General features: G+C 70.7%; 13 protein-coding genes, 1 pseudogene and 1 other annotated feature. Of the genes and pseudogenes, 8 read left to right on the top strand and 6 right to left on the bottom strand.

Annotated features, from left to right (window positions below):
- The first annotated feature begins 85 nt into the window (after window positions 1–85).
- From B3G12_RS03775 to B3G12_RS03750, 6 genes are all read left to right on the top strand, one after another.
- Entirely contained in the window at window positions 86–1,237 is a 1,152-nt protein-coding gene (locus B3G12_RS03775) for an acyl-CoA dehydrogenase family protein (RefSeq protein ID WP_290499191.1), read from the top strand.
- Window positions 1,234–2,568 carry a PIG-L family deacetylase gene (locus B3G12_RS03770; RefSeq protein WP_145011157.1) on the top strand — a complete coding sequence of 445 codons (1,335 nt, stop codon included), beginning with the start codon at window positions 1,234–1,236 and terminating at the stop codon, window positions 2,566–2,568. The genes B3G12_RS03775 and B3G12_RS03770 overlap by 4 nt, the downstream gene beginning before the upstream one ends.
- Window positions 2,565–3,518 carry a glycosyltransferase gene (locus tag B3G12_RS03765; RefSeq protein ID WP_290499190.1) on the top strand — a complete coding sequence of 318 codons (954 nt, stop codon included), beginning with the start codon at window positions 2,565–2,567 and terminating at the stop codon, window positions 3,516–3,518. Before B3G12_RS03770 ends, B3G12_RS03765 begins: the two co-directional genes overlap by 4 nt.
- Window positions 3,519–3,586: 68 nt before the next feature.
- Window positions 3,587–4,051 carry an SRPBCC domain-containing protein gene (locus tag B3G12_RS03760; protein ID WP_290499189.1) on the top strand — a complete coding sequence of 155 codons (465 nt, stop codon included), beginning with the start codon at window positions 3,587–3,589 and terminating at the stop codon, window positions 4,049–4,051.
- A gap of 268 nt (window positions 4,052–4,319) precedes the next feature.
- Window positions 4,320–5,543 (top strand): MFS transporter, encoded by a 1,224-nt coding sequence (locus B3G12_RS03755; protein WP_290499187.1) that lies wholly within the window; start codon window positions 4,320–4,322, stop codon window positions 5,541–5,543.
- 250 nt (window positions 5,544–5,793) lie between these two features.
- Complete coding sequence (locus B3G12_RS03750; RefSeq protein ID WP_144943264.1) at window positions 5,794–6,888, top strand: pyridoxal-phosphate-dependent aminotransferase family protein; 1,095 nt, start codon at window positions 5,794–5,796, stop codon at window positions 6,886–6,888.
- Window positions 6,889–7,049: 161 nt separating this feature from the next.
- Here B3G12_RS03750 and B3G12_RS03745 read toward each other — a convergent pair whose 3' ends face one another.
- The 4 genes from B3G12_RS03745 to B3G12_RS03730 all read right to left on the bottom strand — a co-directional run bounded on the left by B3G12_RS03745 (window position 7,050) and on the right by B3G12_RS03730 (window position 11,069).
- The gene (locus B3G12_RS03745; RefSeq protein WP_012399062.1) at window positions 7,050–7,604 is read right to left on the bottom strand and encodes a type 1 glutamine amidotransferase domain-containing protein; all 555 of its coding nucleotides are present in this window, start codon (window positions 7,602–7,604) and stop codon (window positions 7,050–7,052) included.
- 144 nt (window positions 7,605–7,748) lie between these two features.
- Window positions 7,749–8,711, bottom strand: a complete 963-nt coding sequence (locus B3G12_RS03740; protein ID WP_290499186.1) for an aldo/keto reductase — start codon at window positions 8,709–8,711, stop codon at window positions 7,749–7,751.
- Between the two features lie 84 nt (window positions 8,712–8,795).
- On the bottom strand, window positions 8,796–9,722 hold the full coding sequence (locus B3G12_RS03735; RefSeq protein WP_290499180.1) for a VOC family protein: 927 nt from the start codon (window positions 9,720–9,722) through the stop codon (window positions 8,796–8,798).
- 567 nt (window positions 9,723–10,289) lie between these two features.
- Window positions 10,290–11,069 carry a hypothetical protein gene (locus tag B3G12_RS03730; protein ID WP_144943262.1) on the bottom strand — a complete coding sequence of 260 codons (780 nt, stop codon included), beginning with the start codon at window positions 11,067–11,069 and terminating at the stop codon, window positions 10,290–10,292.
- A gap of 13 nt (window positions 11,070–11,082) precedes the next feature.
- Between B3G12_RS03730 and B3G12_RS03725 the strand changes: the two are divergent.
- Window positions 11,083–12,170: pseudogene (locus B3G12_RS03725) on the top strand (hypothetical protein); the annotation flags it as partial.
- A 479-nt stretch (window positions 12,171–12,649) separates the two neighbouring features.
- Window positions 12,650–12,937 carry a hypothetical protein gene (locus B3G12_RS03720; protein WP_244944836.1) on the top strand — a complete coding sequence of 96 codons (288 nt, stop codon included), beginning with the start codon at window positions 12,650–12,652 and terminating at the stop codon, window positions 12,935–12,937.
- 114 nt (window positions 12,938–13,051) lie between these two features.
- Here the strand turns inward: B3G12_RS03720 and B3G12_RS03715 are convergent, their stop codons facing one another.
- Both B3G12_RS03715 and B3G12_RS12445 read right to left on the bottom strand, forming a co-directional pair.
- Window positions 13,052–13,903, bottom strand: coding sequence for a methyltransferase domain-containing protein (locus B3G12_RS03715; RefSeq protein ID WP_290499177.1), 852 nt, complete (start codon window positions 13,901–13,903; stop codon window positions 13,052–13,054).
- Window positions 13,904–14,000: 97 nt separating this feature from the next.
- Entirely contained in the window at window positions 14,001–14,207 is a 207-nt protein-coding gene (locus B3G12_RS12445; RefSeq protein ID WP_363785251.1) for an IS3 family transposase, read from the bottom strand.
- 61 nt (window positions 14,208–14,268) lie between these two features.
- Window positions 14,269–14,399 (bottom strand) — a sequence feature (AL1L pseudoknot).
- Window positions 14,400–14,602: the final 203 nt, after the last annotated feature.

The raw sequence follows: 14,602 nt of genomic DNA, 5'->3' as shown, positions 1-14,602 counted from the left end.
TGTGTCTTCATCGTAGGACCCGTCCCACCCCCGGCGGGGTGCGGTGGAGACGCCCATCACTGCACGTAGGCTGATGTTTGTGTCCGTGCATGCAGAACTCCCATTTCCGCCCGCCGCGGTCCCCGATCCGCAGGCCGTGCGTGCCTTCGTCGACCACGCCCTGGACCGGGCCCGCGAGCTCGGGTGTCGGCTGCCCGCCCCGGGGGAGGGGCGCACGGCCGAGCTGTGGCGCTCACTGAGCGGTCTCGGACGCACCGATCTGGCGTGCGCGCGCATCATCGAGCCCCACCTGGACGCCGTTGCGATCCTGCGGCAGGCTGGCCGCGTGGACCTCGTCAGCGACCACGACGCCTGGGCCGTGTGGGCTGCCGAGGGCCCGGGGGAACCCCTGCTGGCCACGCCGACGCCGCCCGGTTCCGGCAGTGCCCCGGGGCAGAGCAGCGCGCCGGTCCTGGGGGGCGACGGGAGTGGGGGAACGGCGCGGACGTCGTCACCCGGCGCGACCGACGAGCCGGGCACCACCTGGACCCTCACCGGCTCGAAACCATGGTGCTCGCTCGCGGACTCCGTTACCCGCGCCGTCGTCACGGCCCACGTGACCGACGAGCACGGTGAGCCCACCGGGCACCGCCGCGCGTACGTCGTCGCCACCGACCACCTGGGCTTCCGGCCCGCGCCGGTGACGCAGTGGACCTCGCACGGCCTTGCGGAGGTCGTGACCGTTCCCGTGACCTTCGAGCAGGTCCCCGCCGAGCCCCTCGGGGTGGACGAGTGGTACCTCACGCGCCCCGGTTTCGCGTGGGGTGGCATGGGCGTGGCCGCCATCTGGCTGGGGGGCGCGCAGTCGGTTGCGGACCTGCTGTGGTGCCAGATGCGCCACCCCCGCCGCCCCGTGGACGCCGCCGCCCACACCGCCCTCGGGCAGCTGGACCTCACGCTCGGGGCGGCTCGCGCGGTCCTGGAGGAGGCCGCGGCGGCCGTGGACGCAGGCGACGCCGCCGGGGACAACGGTGCCGCCTGGGCCCTGCGCGTGCGCCGCACCGTGGCCGACGCCGCCGAGACGGTGATCCGCGTGGTCTCCCGCGCCACGGGACCGGGCCCGCTCACCGGGGACCCGGCGCACATTCGGCGTGTGGAGTCCCTGCAGGTCTACATCCGCCAGGACCACGCGGAGAGGGACACCGCCGCCCTCGGCCGTACACTGCTCGAGCTGGGGGAGGAGGACACCCCGTGGTGAGCTTCGACCACCGGGATCCCGGCACTCCGGAGGCGCAGTGGGCCCGCTGCGGCGCCCTGTACCGCGCCCCGGAACTGGACCTGGCCGGGGTGGACCGCGTCGTCGTCTTCGCCGCCCACCCGGACGACGAGACCCTCGGAGCGGGCGGTACCGTCCACCGGCTGGCGCGGGCCGGGGCGGACGTCCGCGTGGTGGTGGCCACGCTCGGGGAGAACTCGCACCCGGACTCCACCACGTACGCCTCGCACGAGCTGGCCGAGGTCCGGCGCGAGGAGATGGTGGCCGCCCTGCGCACGCTCGTGGGCCCGGACGCCGCCCCCCACTTCCTGGACCTCTCGGACGGCTCGCTCACGGAGGAGCAGCTGCGCGTCCCGGTGGCGGAGCACGTCGCGTGGGCGGAGCAGGGCCGGAAGCCCCTGGTGCTCTCCACGTGGGAGCAGGACGGCCACACGGACCACGACACCCTGGGCCGCACCGTGGCGCTCGCCGCCGGAGCGCGAGGTGTGCGCTGCGTCCAGTTCCCGGTGTGGCTGTGGCACTGGGGCTCGCCCACGCGTCTGCCGCGCGGCCTCGTGCGGGTGCCGCTCGGCGACGTCGACCGTGCCGCCAAGCGCGCCGCCCTCGACCACCACGTGACCCAGGTGCGCCCCCTCTCGGACCGTCCCGGGGACGAAGTGCTGCTGGGCGAGCACGTGCTGGCGCACTTCGAGCGCCCGGCCGAGTTCTTCGTGGTGGCGACCCCGGACCAGAGCGCGGTCTTCGACCGCGTGCACACGGCCACCGCGGACCCCTGGGGCGTGGACACCTCCTGGTACGAGCGGCGCAAGCGAGATGTGCTGCTCGCGAGCCTGCCCTGGCAGCACTACGACCGCGTGCTCGACATCGGCTGCTCCACGGGCGCGCTCACGGCGGAGCTCGCCCAGCGGGCGGGTGCCGTGACCGCGGTGGACGCGAGCGACGTCGCCCTGCGCGCTGCCCGCGCCCGGCTCGCGGAGGAGGACCTCGAGAACGTCGAGCTCGTCCACGCCGTGCTGCCCGCGGACTGGCGTGAGGACTGGACCGGCCGGGATCTGGTGGTCGTGAGCGAGATGGGCTACTTCTGCTCTCCCGCGCAGTGGCACGAGCTGCTCGGGCGTTGCGTGGCCGCTCTGCGACCGGACGGGCACCTGGTGCTGTGCCACTGGCGCCACCCCATCGCGGACTGGCCGCTGGACGGTGCGGACGTGCACCGTGAGGCCCGCCGCCGCCCGGAGCTGAGGCGCGTGGTCAGCCATCGCGAGCGGGACTTCGAACTGGAGATCTTCGACCTCGTGCCTCGGGACGAGCCGTGATCCACCGGGTGGCCGTGGTCGTCCCGGCCTGCAACGAGGAGCAGCGCGTGGGGCGGTGCATCACGTCGGTGGCCGCGGCCATCGCGTCGGCCTGCGCCGTGACCGGCATGACGGGGACGCCGTCGCGATCCACACCCCTGCCCAGCTCTGCGACACCGGAGCCTGCGGGACCGGGCAACGCCGCCGCCGCGCCGCTCGCCGGCGCCCAGCCGTCGCCTCCCGCCGCACCCGTCGTGTCCACGCCGCTCCACGTGACGGTGGTGCTCGCCGCGGACGCGTGCACCGATCGCACGGTGGAACGCGCGAGGACCGCGTGGGCGGCGTCGGGACTGGCTGCAGAGGTAGCGCGGCTAAAGGTGGTGACGGGGACGTGGCGCAGCGCGGGCGGGGCCCGGGCGGCCGCGGCGTCGTGGGCCCTGGCGAACAGTCGGCCGGAGTGGATCGCGTCCACGGACGCGGACACCGCCGTGCCCGCGCACTGGCTGACGCACCAGCTGGAGCGTGCGGCGCACGGGGTGGACGTGGTCCTCGGCACCGTGGAACCGGACCCCTCGGAGTGCCCGGTGGCCGTGTACCGCCTGTGGCAGCGGGAGCACACGCTTGCGGAGGGCCACCCGCACATCCATGCCGCCAGCATGGGGGTTCGTGCGGCGTGCTACGAACGCGCCGGGGGCTTTCCGCCACTGGAGTGCAGCGAGGATGAGGCACTCGTGGCCGCGCTGCACCGGACGGGAGCGCGTATCGAGGCCACGGACCGGATCCGGGCCATCACCTCCGCGCGGTTCGAGGGTCGCGCCGAGCTCGGGTTCGCCCACCACCTGCTGGGCCTCGCACAGCTGGCCGGTCAGCCGGAGAAGGCGCCGCGGCCGGGGCCCGCGCAGCCACCGCGGCCCGAGCCAGCAGGCCGCCCGAACGGCGCGAGGTTCTTCGCCCACCGCAAAAACACTTGAACACCCAGCCCCGGTCCTGGCTACTCTGAAACGGAACAGAGACACGTCACCACCACAGGAGGTACCTCGTGAGCGAGAAGAGCATTACCGTCAGCCGTGTCATCGACGCCCCGGCGGAGGAGATCTTCGAGGTCTTGACACTGCCCGCCAAGCACCCCAGCCTGGACGCCTCCGGAACCGTCGTCTCCGGCACGGACCAGCGCATCCAGAACGTCGGCGACGTCTTCGTGATGAACATGCACGCCGAGATGATGGGTGGGGACTACAAGACGGAGAACCACGTCACCGGTCTTGACCCCAACAAGCTCATCGCGTGGAAGCCCTGCCCCGAGGGCACCACCGTGGAGGACAACGGCTGGGAGTGGATGTACGAGCTGCAGCCCGAGGGCTCGGACTCCACCACCGTGACCCTCACCTACTCGTGGGAGCACGCCAACCCCAAGGTGACGAAGAAGATCAGCTTCCCGCTCTTCGGCGAGAAGGTTCTGGAGGAGTCCCTCGAGCGGCTTTCCTCCACCGTCGCCGGCTCCTGACACTGCGCGGAGCGGTGTGCCCCGCGCCAGAATGACCGTTCGCCCGCGTCCTCCCCAGGGAGGACGCGGGCGTCGTCGTGTCCGGGGCGGTGCCGCCGCTTCCGCGTGACTCCTGCACGGCGCCGCACGGAAACCTCGCGTGGGAGTGGCCCGGGCCCGGGCGCGCACCGGGCGTACCCTGGCCGAGGTCGTGCACGAATGGTACGGCCGGGCCCGGGAAGACGCAGCTGCCCGGGCAGGGCAGTCGCAGCAGGAGGTGCATCCGGGTATGGGATCGTCACGCAGGGCGTGGGAGGGCTACGACAGGGGGAGCTCGGGCTATCGGCGCATCCTTGTGGCGCTGCTGTGCGCGGGCGTGGCCACGTTCGCGCAGCTGTACTCGGTGCAGGGCGTGCTTCCCATCATGGCCGAGGACCTGCACGTGGACGCCGCCCAGTCCGCGCTCGCCGTCTCTGCGGCCACGCTGGGGCTCGCGGTGGGAGTGATCCCGTGGTCGCTCGTCTCGGACCGGTGGGGGCGGCTGCGGGCCATGGTGATCGCCGTCGTGGCGGCCACGTGCCTGGGCGTGCTCATGGGGTTCATGCCCACGTTCGAGGCGTTGGTGGCCCTGCGGTTTGTGGAGGGCATGGCCCTGGGCGGCATCCCGGCGGTGGCCATGGCCTATCTCGCGGAGGAAGTCAGCCCCCGCTACGGCGCAGTGGCCGCCGGGACCTACATCTCCGGGACCAGCCTGGGCGGACTGTTCGGGCGGATCGTCGCCGCACCCCTCGCGGACTTCTTCGGTTGGCGGGTGGGCACGTCCGTCGTTGCCCTGCTCGCCGCTGCGGCTGCGGTGGTGTTCATCGTGCTCGCGCCACGGCAGCGCGGGTTCACGCCCCAACCGGTGCGGCTCACGGGTGAGCAGGGACTGCTCTCCCACCTGTGGCTCAACCTCCGGGACCGGCGGCTGCTCACGCTCTACCTGCAGGGCTTCCTGCTCATGGGCGGGTTCGTGGCCGTCTACAACTACATCGGCTTCCACCTGGGCGAGGCGCCGTTCGGCGTGCCCCAGAGTGTGGTGTCCGTGCTGTTCCTGGCGTACCTCTCCGGCACGTGGTCCTCTGCACGGGCCGGCGGCCTCGCGGGGCGGTTCGGACGCCGCCCCGTGCTGCTCGGCTCCGCACTGGTCATGCTCACGGGTCTGCTGCTCACCGCCGTGCCGTGGCTGCCCGTGATTGTGGCGGGGCTGCTCGTGTTCACGGCCGGGTTCTTCGCGGCGCACTCCGTGGCCAACGGGTGGGTTCCCGCCCTCGCCACGGAGGGCCGGGCGCAGGCCTCATCGCTGTACACGCTGCTCTACTACGGGGGATCGTCGGTGCTCGGCTACGCGGTGGGCGTCCCTTTCACCGCCGCGGGGTGGAACGGGGCGGTGCTGTGCATCGCGGGGTTGATCGTGGCGGCCGTGGTGCTCGCACTGACCTTCCTGCCCAGAGCGGCAGCATCCTGCCGATAGGCCACCTCGGGCGCGTTTGACGACGCCGCGGAGCCCAGAAAGGCAACATCTTGCCGGTCTGCGGGTGAGCCTGGAATGACGGCAGACGTGCAGTGCCTGCATCTGCGCGCGCGGGGATCGCGCCGGGTGTGATCTGGCTCTACGCTGGAGGCGGCCCCGCACACCACAGCGCGCCGCCGTCCGCCGGTGCTCCCGCGGACACCGCCCCGCGAGGACGCGAGTTCGGCTGGCGCAGTCAGGAGACCCTTCCATGAGCGACATCCTCACCGTCCGACACCTGTTCGGCCCAGGCCCCACCAACCCGTACCCGGAGGCCACCGAGGCGCTGGCCCGTCCGCTGCTCGGCCACCTGGACCCCCAGTTCCTCGCCGTCATGGACAGCGCCTGCGACGGTCTCCGGACGGTGTGGGGCACCGAGAACCGCCGCACGCTCCCGCTCTCGGCCACCGGTTCCGCTGGTATGGAGGCGGCGTTCGTGAACTTCGTGAACCCGGGGGATCCCGTGGTGATCGCGGTCAACGGCCTGTTCGGGGAGCGCATGTGCGACGTCGCTGCCCGTTGCGGCGCCGAGGTCACCCGCGTGGACTTTCCCTTCGGTGAGCCCGTGGACGCCCAGAAGGTGGCCGCCGCGCACCCCTCACCCAAGATCATCGCCGCCGTGCACGCGGAGACCTCCACGGGTGTGCGCTCGGACATCGCCGCTCTCGGCGCGCTCAAGGGGGATGCGCTGCTGCTCGTGGATGCCGTGACCTCCATCGGCGGCATCGAGCTGAAGGCGGACGAGTGGGGGATCGACATCGGCTACGCCGGCACCCAGAAGTGCCTGGGCGTGGCTCCCGGTCTGGCTCCGTTCACCGTGTCGGACCGCGCCTGGGAGCGCCGTGTGGAGAAGCCCCGCTCGTGGTACCTGGACCTGGGTATGCTCGGCGGCTACGTGGGGGAGGCCTCCGGGGCCACCCGCACGTACCACCACACCGCGCCGGTGGCGATGGTCGCCTCCCTGGAGGCTGGTCTGCGCCGCGTCCTGGCGGAGGGACTCGACGCCGTCCGCGCCCGTCACGATGCCGCTGGCCGTGCGCTGCAGGACGGTCTGCAGGAGATGGGCCTGGAGCTGTTCGCCCGGGAGGGGTACCGTCTGCCGGAGCTGACCACCGTGAAGGTTCCCGAGGCAGTGGACTCCGCAGCCGTCCGCAGGGAGCTGCTGGAGACCTACAACATCGAGATCGGCCCCGGGGTGAAGGAGTACGCGAACACCGTGTGGCGCATCGGACTCATGGGTCCGAACGCGTGCCCCGAGTCGGTGACGCTCATTCTCGGCGCGCTGAGGAACGTGCTGGGCCGCTGACCGCCCACGGTTGCTGAGCGGCCGCGCCGGTCGCGCGCCCCTCGGCCGGCCACCCCGCTGGGCGACGCCGGGCGGCAGGAACCAGCAGGCTGACACACGAGAACGGCGGGCCCCACCAGGGTGGTGGGGCCCGCCGACGTGGTGCGGTGTGAGCGTGGGGATCAGGCCGTGAGCTGGTCCTCGATGGCGCCCACGAACGCGTCCAGGTCACCGGGGTTGCGGGAGGTGATCAGGGTCCACTCCTTCGCGGGGCACACCTTGACCTCCTGGTCCACCCAGTTGCCGCCGGCGTTGACGATGTCCGTCTTCACCGACGGGTAGGACGTCAGGGTCTTTCCGTCCACCAGGCCGGTCTCCACGAGCAGCCACGGGCCGTGGCACAAGGCGGCCACTGGGCGGCCGGAGGACGCGAAGGCCTTGGCGGTCTTCTGTGCGTCCTGGTCCAAGCGCAGGGCGTCTGCGTTGAGGGTCCCGCCGGGCAGCAGCAGCAGGTCGTACTCGGACTCGTTGACGCTGGAGATGGTCTGGTCCACGGGGAAAGTCTCCCCCCGGTCCCAGTCGCCCACGAGGGACTTCACCTCGCCGGTCTCGGGGGCGGCCACCGTAACCTCCGCCCCGTCAGCCCGCAACTTCTCCAGGGGCACCTTCAACTCGTCCTGCTCCACGCCCTGGTTGGTCACCAGAACGAGAATCTTCTTGCCGGATAGTTCAGCCATTGTCGAGAATCCTTTCTCTCGGTTGGTGGTTCCACTGTGGCACCGCGGCACTTTCCCTGGCAAGGGTGTCCCCGCCGGTTCCGCTGTCAGCGACACGATCATGACGCCGCCGCGCAGCGTCTGCTGCGTGCACCCAGCGTCCCCTCACGCGAAGGGCTGCGACACCCGGTCCAGCGCGGCGATGTCGTCCGCGCCCAGGTGCAGTGCGGGCGCCGCCACCAGCGAGGACAGCTGCGCGGCGGAGGATGCGGAAGCAATGGGTGCGGTGACGCCCTTGGCGAGCAGCCATGCGAGGGCCACGGTGGCCGGCTCGGCGCGGTGCCTGTCCGCCACGGAGACCAGTTCCTCCACAACCGCGAAACCCTCGGGGGAGACGTACTCCCGGGCCATCTGCTCGCGGGCCGCTCCTTCGAGGTCATCGGTGGTGCGGTACTTGCCCGTGAGGAAGCCGGAGGCCAGGGCGAAGTAGGGGAACACGGCAGCGTCGTACTCCTGGGCGATCGCGGCGTAGTCCCGCTCGAAATCGCGGCGGTGCACCAAGTTGTACTGCGGCTGGATGGCCGCGGGCACCGCCAAGCCGCGCTCGCGGGCCACCGTGAAGAACTCGCGCATGCGCTGCGGCGAGTAGTTGGACAGCCCTACTGCGTGCACGCGCCCGGAGTCCACGAGCTCGTGAAAGGTTTCCACTTGCTGCTCGATGGGCGTGTCCGCGTCGTCATAGTGTGCGTAGTAGAGGTCCACGTAGCCGGTCTGCAACCGATCGAGGGACGCCTCGAGAGAAGCCACCACGGTGTCGTGGGCCAGGCCGCGAAACTGCGGGTGCGCCCCGGTCTTGGTCGCGAGCACCACGGAGTCACGGTTGCCGCGCGCCGCGAACCAGCGCCCCAGGACCGTCTCGGACTCCCCGCCCTCGTGGCCCTCGGCCCACACGGAGTACATGTCGGCGGTGTCCACGAAGTTTCCGTCCGCGGCCACGAAGGTGTCCAGGACGTCGAAGGACTGCTGCTCGTCGCTCGTCCACCCGAACGTATTCCCGCCCAGGTTCAGCCGGAAGATCTCCTGCTCGATCCCGGCGATCCGTGCGGTGGTGGGCGCGTGCTGGCTCATGGGAACCTCCTGCGGTGGTGTGGTGGCCGGTCGCGGCCTCTTCCCTGGCGACTGTAGCAAGCCGACATGACGGGGCGGGCAGTGTCAGGCGACGCCCGGCGCGGGGGCCTGCGCGACCTGGATGAGAGTGCCCCATGGGTCCTCGAAGCGCAGCATGGCGCCATCGTGGCGGGTGGTCACCCGGTGGTCCGTGAGGCGCTCCTCCAGCGCGGCGATGTCCTCGCCGGTGGGGAGGTCGATGTTGACCTGGCCCAGGCCCAGGGACGCGGCGCGCGGACCGGCGCCCGCGCTGTTCCACGTGTTCAGAGCGATGTGGTGGTGGTAGCCGCCCGCGGAGATGAACAGGGCGGACCCGGCGTCGCTCATCACCTCGAAGCCGAGCGTGTCCACGTAGAACTCGCGCCCGGTGGGAATGTCGCCCACCTGCAGGTGGACGTGACCCAGCGTGGAGGCCGGTGCCGTGGTTGGCTGTGGCGCCTCCCGGGACAGATTCGTGCGCAGGAACTCGTTCGGGTCCAGATAGTTGGAGGCCAGGCTGAGCAGGCCGTTCGCCTCGCGCTGCCAGGTCTCCCGGGGGCGGTCCGCGTAGAGCTCCACGCCGTTGCCCTCGGGGTCCGTGAAGTAGAACGCCTGGCTGTAGAGGTGGTCCGCGGAGCCCGTGAAGGTGCCCGGTGCGAAACGGGCCGTCGAGGCGAGCGCGCGGGCCAGGGCGGCGTCGTCGTCGAAGAGCACGGCGGTGTGGAACAGGCCCGCCTGGTTCGGGCGCCAGGATGGCAGGTCCGTGACGCGGCGCAGGCGCAGGACCACGCGGCCGTCGTGGCCCAGTACGGCGGTGTCCCCGGAGTGCTGCAGGACGTCCAGGGTCACGCCGGTGGAGTAGTAGGCGATCATCCCGTCCAGGTCCTTCACGAGCAGCTCCACGGCACCCATGGTGGTGCCGTCGGAGAGCAGGTCGTCCGCCGGACGGCGGCGCAGGCTGCGGGGATCGGGGCGCTGGATGAGCAGGGACACGGGAACCGCTTCCTTGTCGGGGGACGGCCCGGGAGGCCGCCGGAATACTCAACACATTACCTGGGAAATAGTTACTGCCGCAAGTACATCCGGGTAGAAATGTGGACGCACCGTCAACAAGCAGCCACCTTGTGATGGGCAATCACCACGTCGCCCCTCGGGCGGCCAACCGAACCTGACCACTCGTCCGAGCCCTGGTCCACGGGTCTGGATGTGTCGAGCAGAGAGGGGACAGGCCCGTGGAGGAGTTTCTGTACCGGCGCCCCGAGCAGTTCCTCGCCGCCTGCTGGCGGCACCTGGGCCTCACGGCGGTGGCCACGGTGAGCCCTCGTGCTCGTCCTTTCCCTGGGCCTTGCACTGACCCGCGGCCCGCTGCCTCGATTCGGGCGTCCCGTGCTCGAGGCCGCGGGCATCGGAGAGGGGGCACCCACCATCGGTCTGATGGTGCTGCTGGCGTGCGTCCCGGGCTTCGGGGTCCGCTCCTCGGTCGCGGGCCTCGTGGCCTGTGCGGTGCTCCCCGCTCTGCGGGTCTTCACGGCGGGGCGGGCACCCCCGCGCGGTGGGTGGTCAGCCGCCCTGCTCCTGGATGATCGCGATCTTCTGCCACACCTTCCGCGCCATGTCCGACGTGAGGGCCTCGATGCCCTCCACGGCGTCCAGCACGTCTGCGTCCGTGGTGTCCTCTGCGAACAGTGCGGCGGTCTTGCCCACGAGCGAGAGCATCTCCGTGCAGTAGTCCAGGTACTGGGTCATCTGTGCGCGCGTCAGTGCCGGTTCGTCCTCCCGCGCGTCCTCGGTGTAGACCCTGGCGGCGGGCAGGCGCTCCGGGACCTTCACGAGCTGGTGCATGTCGATCACGTGGGCGAGCGAGCGCAACCGGTGCACCACGCGCAGCACGCGGGCGCGCTCCAGGCGTTGCGGCACCGCGAGCAGGAAGAAGATGGCGATGCCCGCGAAGACGAGGTCGTTGACCACCGTCTCCAGCAGGGGTAGCCAGTCCACCGGGCCGAGGGCATCCGGGTCCGCCCAGATGCTCAGCGCCGCCAGGGTGATGGCGGTGCCGAAGACGAGCAGCACCGCCAGGACGCCCAGCCGGGACAGGGCGCGGGCGGTGCGGATCCGGTGCCGGCTGATGCCGCCACCCTCGGTGACCTCGTCCACCAGGGCGATCAGCTCACCGCAGACCTCCCACAGGCTGCGCTGGGGGAAGCGGGAGTAGATCCTGCGCTGCAGGGCGGCCGCGGACGCGCGCACGGCCTTGTCGTCCAGGTGCTGGTAGCGGCTCTCGGGCGGTGGCCCGTCGTCGTGGTCGTCGGGGCGGGCGGGAAGCGGGCGGAGCGAGCGCATCCCAGCAGGCTACGTGACCGGCCCGCCACCGGTGCTGGAGGAGGAGTTCGAGATGGTCGAGCAGACCCACTCGACCGACAAGCGCTGGCTCGCCGCGCTGGAGCGCTGCGGCCTGCCTGTGGAGAAGGTCCGGGTGGCACCACTGTCCGCGGGCGTGTTCGAGTACCCGGAGGAGAAGGGGCGGCGCATGCTGCGCGGCCTCCCGTTCCTGCAGAAGGAGGATCACAAGCCCGCGTGGACGTCACCAGCCACATGGTGGACCAGGTGCTGGACCCCGAGCTGGTGCCCGTCCCGGAGGAGCACGGCGAATACTCGGACCCGGAGCTGATCGGGCCCCGTGCACCACCCAGAAGCCCATCGAGATCATCCAGCCGGAGGGCCCGTCCTTCACGGTGACCGGCCGCAACCACATGGAGTGGGAGAAGTGGAGCCTGGACGTGGGCTTCGACATGCGCGAGGGGCTGGTGCTGCACAGCATCGCGTTCGAGGACAAGGGGCAGAAGCGCCGCATCCTGGACCGCGCGGCCATCGCGGAGATGATGGTGCCCTACGGTGATCCATCCCAGGTGCGCTCCTGGCAGAACTACTTCGACACCGGGGAGTACCTGGTGGGCCAGTGGGCCAACTCGCTGGAGCTTGGCTGCGACTGCCGGCGAGATCACCCACCTCTCGCCCGTGGTGGTCACGGGACGCGGTGAGCCGCGCGAGATCGCACCGAGGTTGGGTGGGCCGTTCCGCCAGCACGTGTTCTCGGCGCGCCTGGACGTCGCGCTCGACGGCGGCCCCTGCCGCCTGGAAGAGGAGGAAGACGCCGTGCGCGTGTCCCTGTCCTCGGACGTGAGCCCGCGCGGCAACGCGTTCACGCGCAAGTGCACCGTGCTGGCCACCGAGAGGGAGGCCGTGCGGGACGCCGACGCGGCCGTGGGCCGCACCTGGGTCGTCTCCAGCGTCGAGCACACCAATCGCCTGGGCCACCCGGTCGCGCACAGGCTGCGCCCCGAGAGCTTCTTCGACCGCTCGCCGGTCCTGGGCGTCCCCGCTCCCGCCAAGGGCAACTGCTGCGCGGGGGAGCAGGAGCAGTCCTGCGGCTGCGAGTCGTAGGACCACCCGCGCCGGTCTGTGCCGGCAGTGCGTGATCGAGGCGCCCACCCTTGGCGGGGGGTGTGCGTCTCCCGACGGCGCCGTGCCCGGCCTGTGTGAGGCGCGGAGTGGTGTCATGCCGGGCGGTTCGTTGAAGAACGGCTGGCCGATCCCATTGCCTCCGGGGCGCTCTCCACACCCCGGTGGCCACCCTTCGCATCGCCACCATCGAAACGGGCCGCGGGACACCCCGACAGTTCCGCTCGGAAAAACTGCCCTTGACGCCACTCGTCTGCCGGGAGTGCTTGGAAACTTGCCAAAATCTCGGCTAGACCTCTCACATGAGCAACTGTCTACCTCGCCATGCCCTGGGCCGGATCGATGTGGTTACCCTTGAAGATCTTCCGGCGCTGAGTCGGGATGTCCCCTTAAACCTTTCAAACATCCGGGCTGGATGACCCGAATTTGAGCACGGTTTCGACTCCCTCAAGGGGCGGCGCATGCTGGGACTCCTCTACGGCGGACGGCATGTCTACCGAATGTGCTCAGTCCGTGTGGAGCGTGACGTCGACAACCCTCTAGACCTGGACGAGACAACCATTCCGGGTGGTGCCTACCTGAGGCTCCGTCTGCGGGGCGACGTGCCAGAGGTCTACGGACAGATCGGCGAAGCATTCGACGTCCTCTTTGGGCAGGCGGAGCACGACCCCACCCGGCCCTCGACTGAGAGTTACCGACGTGAGGGCGAGATCGACTGTCTCGTGCCCATCGTTCGGCAGCTCGAATGACAGGTCCTGAATCGCCTGGACAGGCCCCGCCGCGAGAGTGTGTTTCGCTCACGCAACGTGCCCACCACGACTGGAGCCATGAGAACCCCGCTGTCCGCGGCTCGCTGAGGGTGGTCAGACCCTTGTGCATCGTGCTGCGAAGTCGGGGCGGGCGATGACCTCCCCGTGGGGCATGCAGAACCAGGCGTCGGGGGAGTGGCCCCAGTCGTGCCAGGCGAAGGCGATCTGCTCGACCTCGTCGGGGGAGAGGCCCTCTTCCCGCGCTCGGTCGGCGAAACCCGAGGTGCGGACGCGCTCGGCCTGGGAATCGCCCCACCAGCGCGTCGACTCGGGGGTCGCGTAGGTCCATGTGGAGGACTGGGCGGTCTCGACGTCGAGCCCGGCCTCGTGCGCCCAGGCCCGCAGCCGCCGCCCGGCATCCGGTTCGCCGCCCAGAGCCCGGGCGCTCGCGCAGTACGTCTCCCGCCAACGGTCGAGACCCGCGCTCTCGGGGTGCCAGACCATGGCGCCGTAGTCGGCGTCGCGGCACGCGATGATTCCGTCCTCGGCGCAGTGCATAGCCATCGCGCGCAGCGCCGCCACGGGGTCGGGAACGTGCTGGAGCACCTGGTGGGCGTGGACCACGTCGAAGGAACCGGTCTCGACGTCCACGGTGAAAAGGTCGGAGGCGAGGAACGTGGTGGTCGTGTCCGCCCGCCTCCGCGCGTTCTCACGTGCCGCGGTGACGGCGTCCTCGGAGAAGTCGACGCCGACCACCTGCCCGGTGGGGCCCACGAGCTCCGCCAGGTCCAGGGTGATTGAACCGGGGCCGCACCCCAGGTCCAGAATTCGCATTCCGGGGCGCAGGCGGTCGAGGAAGTAGGCGCAGCTGGTCGCGGCCGTCCGCGTTCCGTGGGAGGCGAGGACCGCTGGCTGGTGGCCGTGGCTGTAGCGGAGAGGCGGGGCGGAATCGGGCGGGGTGGTCATGAGGGAACGGTAGGGCGTATGCGTGAGTGGCAAAAAGGCGAGGTCGCATGGTGAGACGAGCTGACGCAACCACTGGCGCCTCAGAGACCCGGGCGTGTCACCTGGCGCGTGGGACGAGCCTCACGAGATGTACTGACCGGCGACGTTGATGGGTCGAGACGCCGTCGTCGCTGTAACAGGTGTGGCGTGAATCGACCGTGCAACGCGCCACCCCGACCCCTTCCCGGCGCAGTTGGGCGTGGAGCTTCTTCGCGCCGTAGACCCCAAAATTTTTCGCGTGCACGCGCCGGATATCGACCAGCAGTTCCTCGTCGCGCAGTGCCCGCTTCGAGGGCGGGCGGGACGTGAACGCGTGGGTAGGTGCTCGGCGCGATCTGGGTGCCCGCTGCGGTGAGCGTGCGGCAGACCGGTTCGGCGCCGAACTCGTGCTTGTGCTGGTCGATGAACGTCACGATCATCTCTGTGGGCGGTCGAGCTCCGCTGCGAAAAAACCGCGGCCGATCGCAGGATCGCGTTCGCCCGGCGAAGCTCACGCACTTCCTTCTCCAACTCAGCCAGCCGATCGGCGTCGCCGGATCCCGTCGCGCGCCCATGGCCATCCTCGTGGCACTGTCCCGAAGTTCATCGGGGATACTTCCTCGGTGCTGCCATGAAGCTCGGTGCCCGGGAAGCAAACTTGGGCCTTGACCCCGAATCGTG

The organism is Kocuria sp. UBA5001 (assembly GCF_002398425.1).
GTDB lineage: Bacteria > Actinomycetota > Actinomycetes > Actinomycetales > Micrococcaceae > Kocuria > Kocuria salsicia.
The sequence above is the reverse complement of the archived record's forward strand: the minus strand, read 5'-3'. Positions and strand labels throughout refer to the sequence as shown.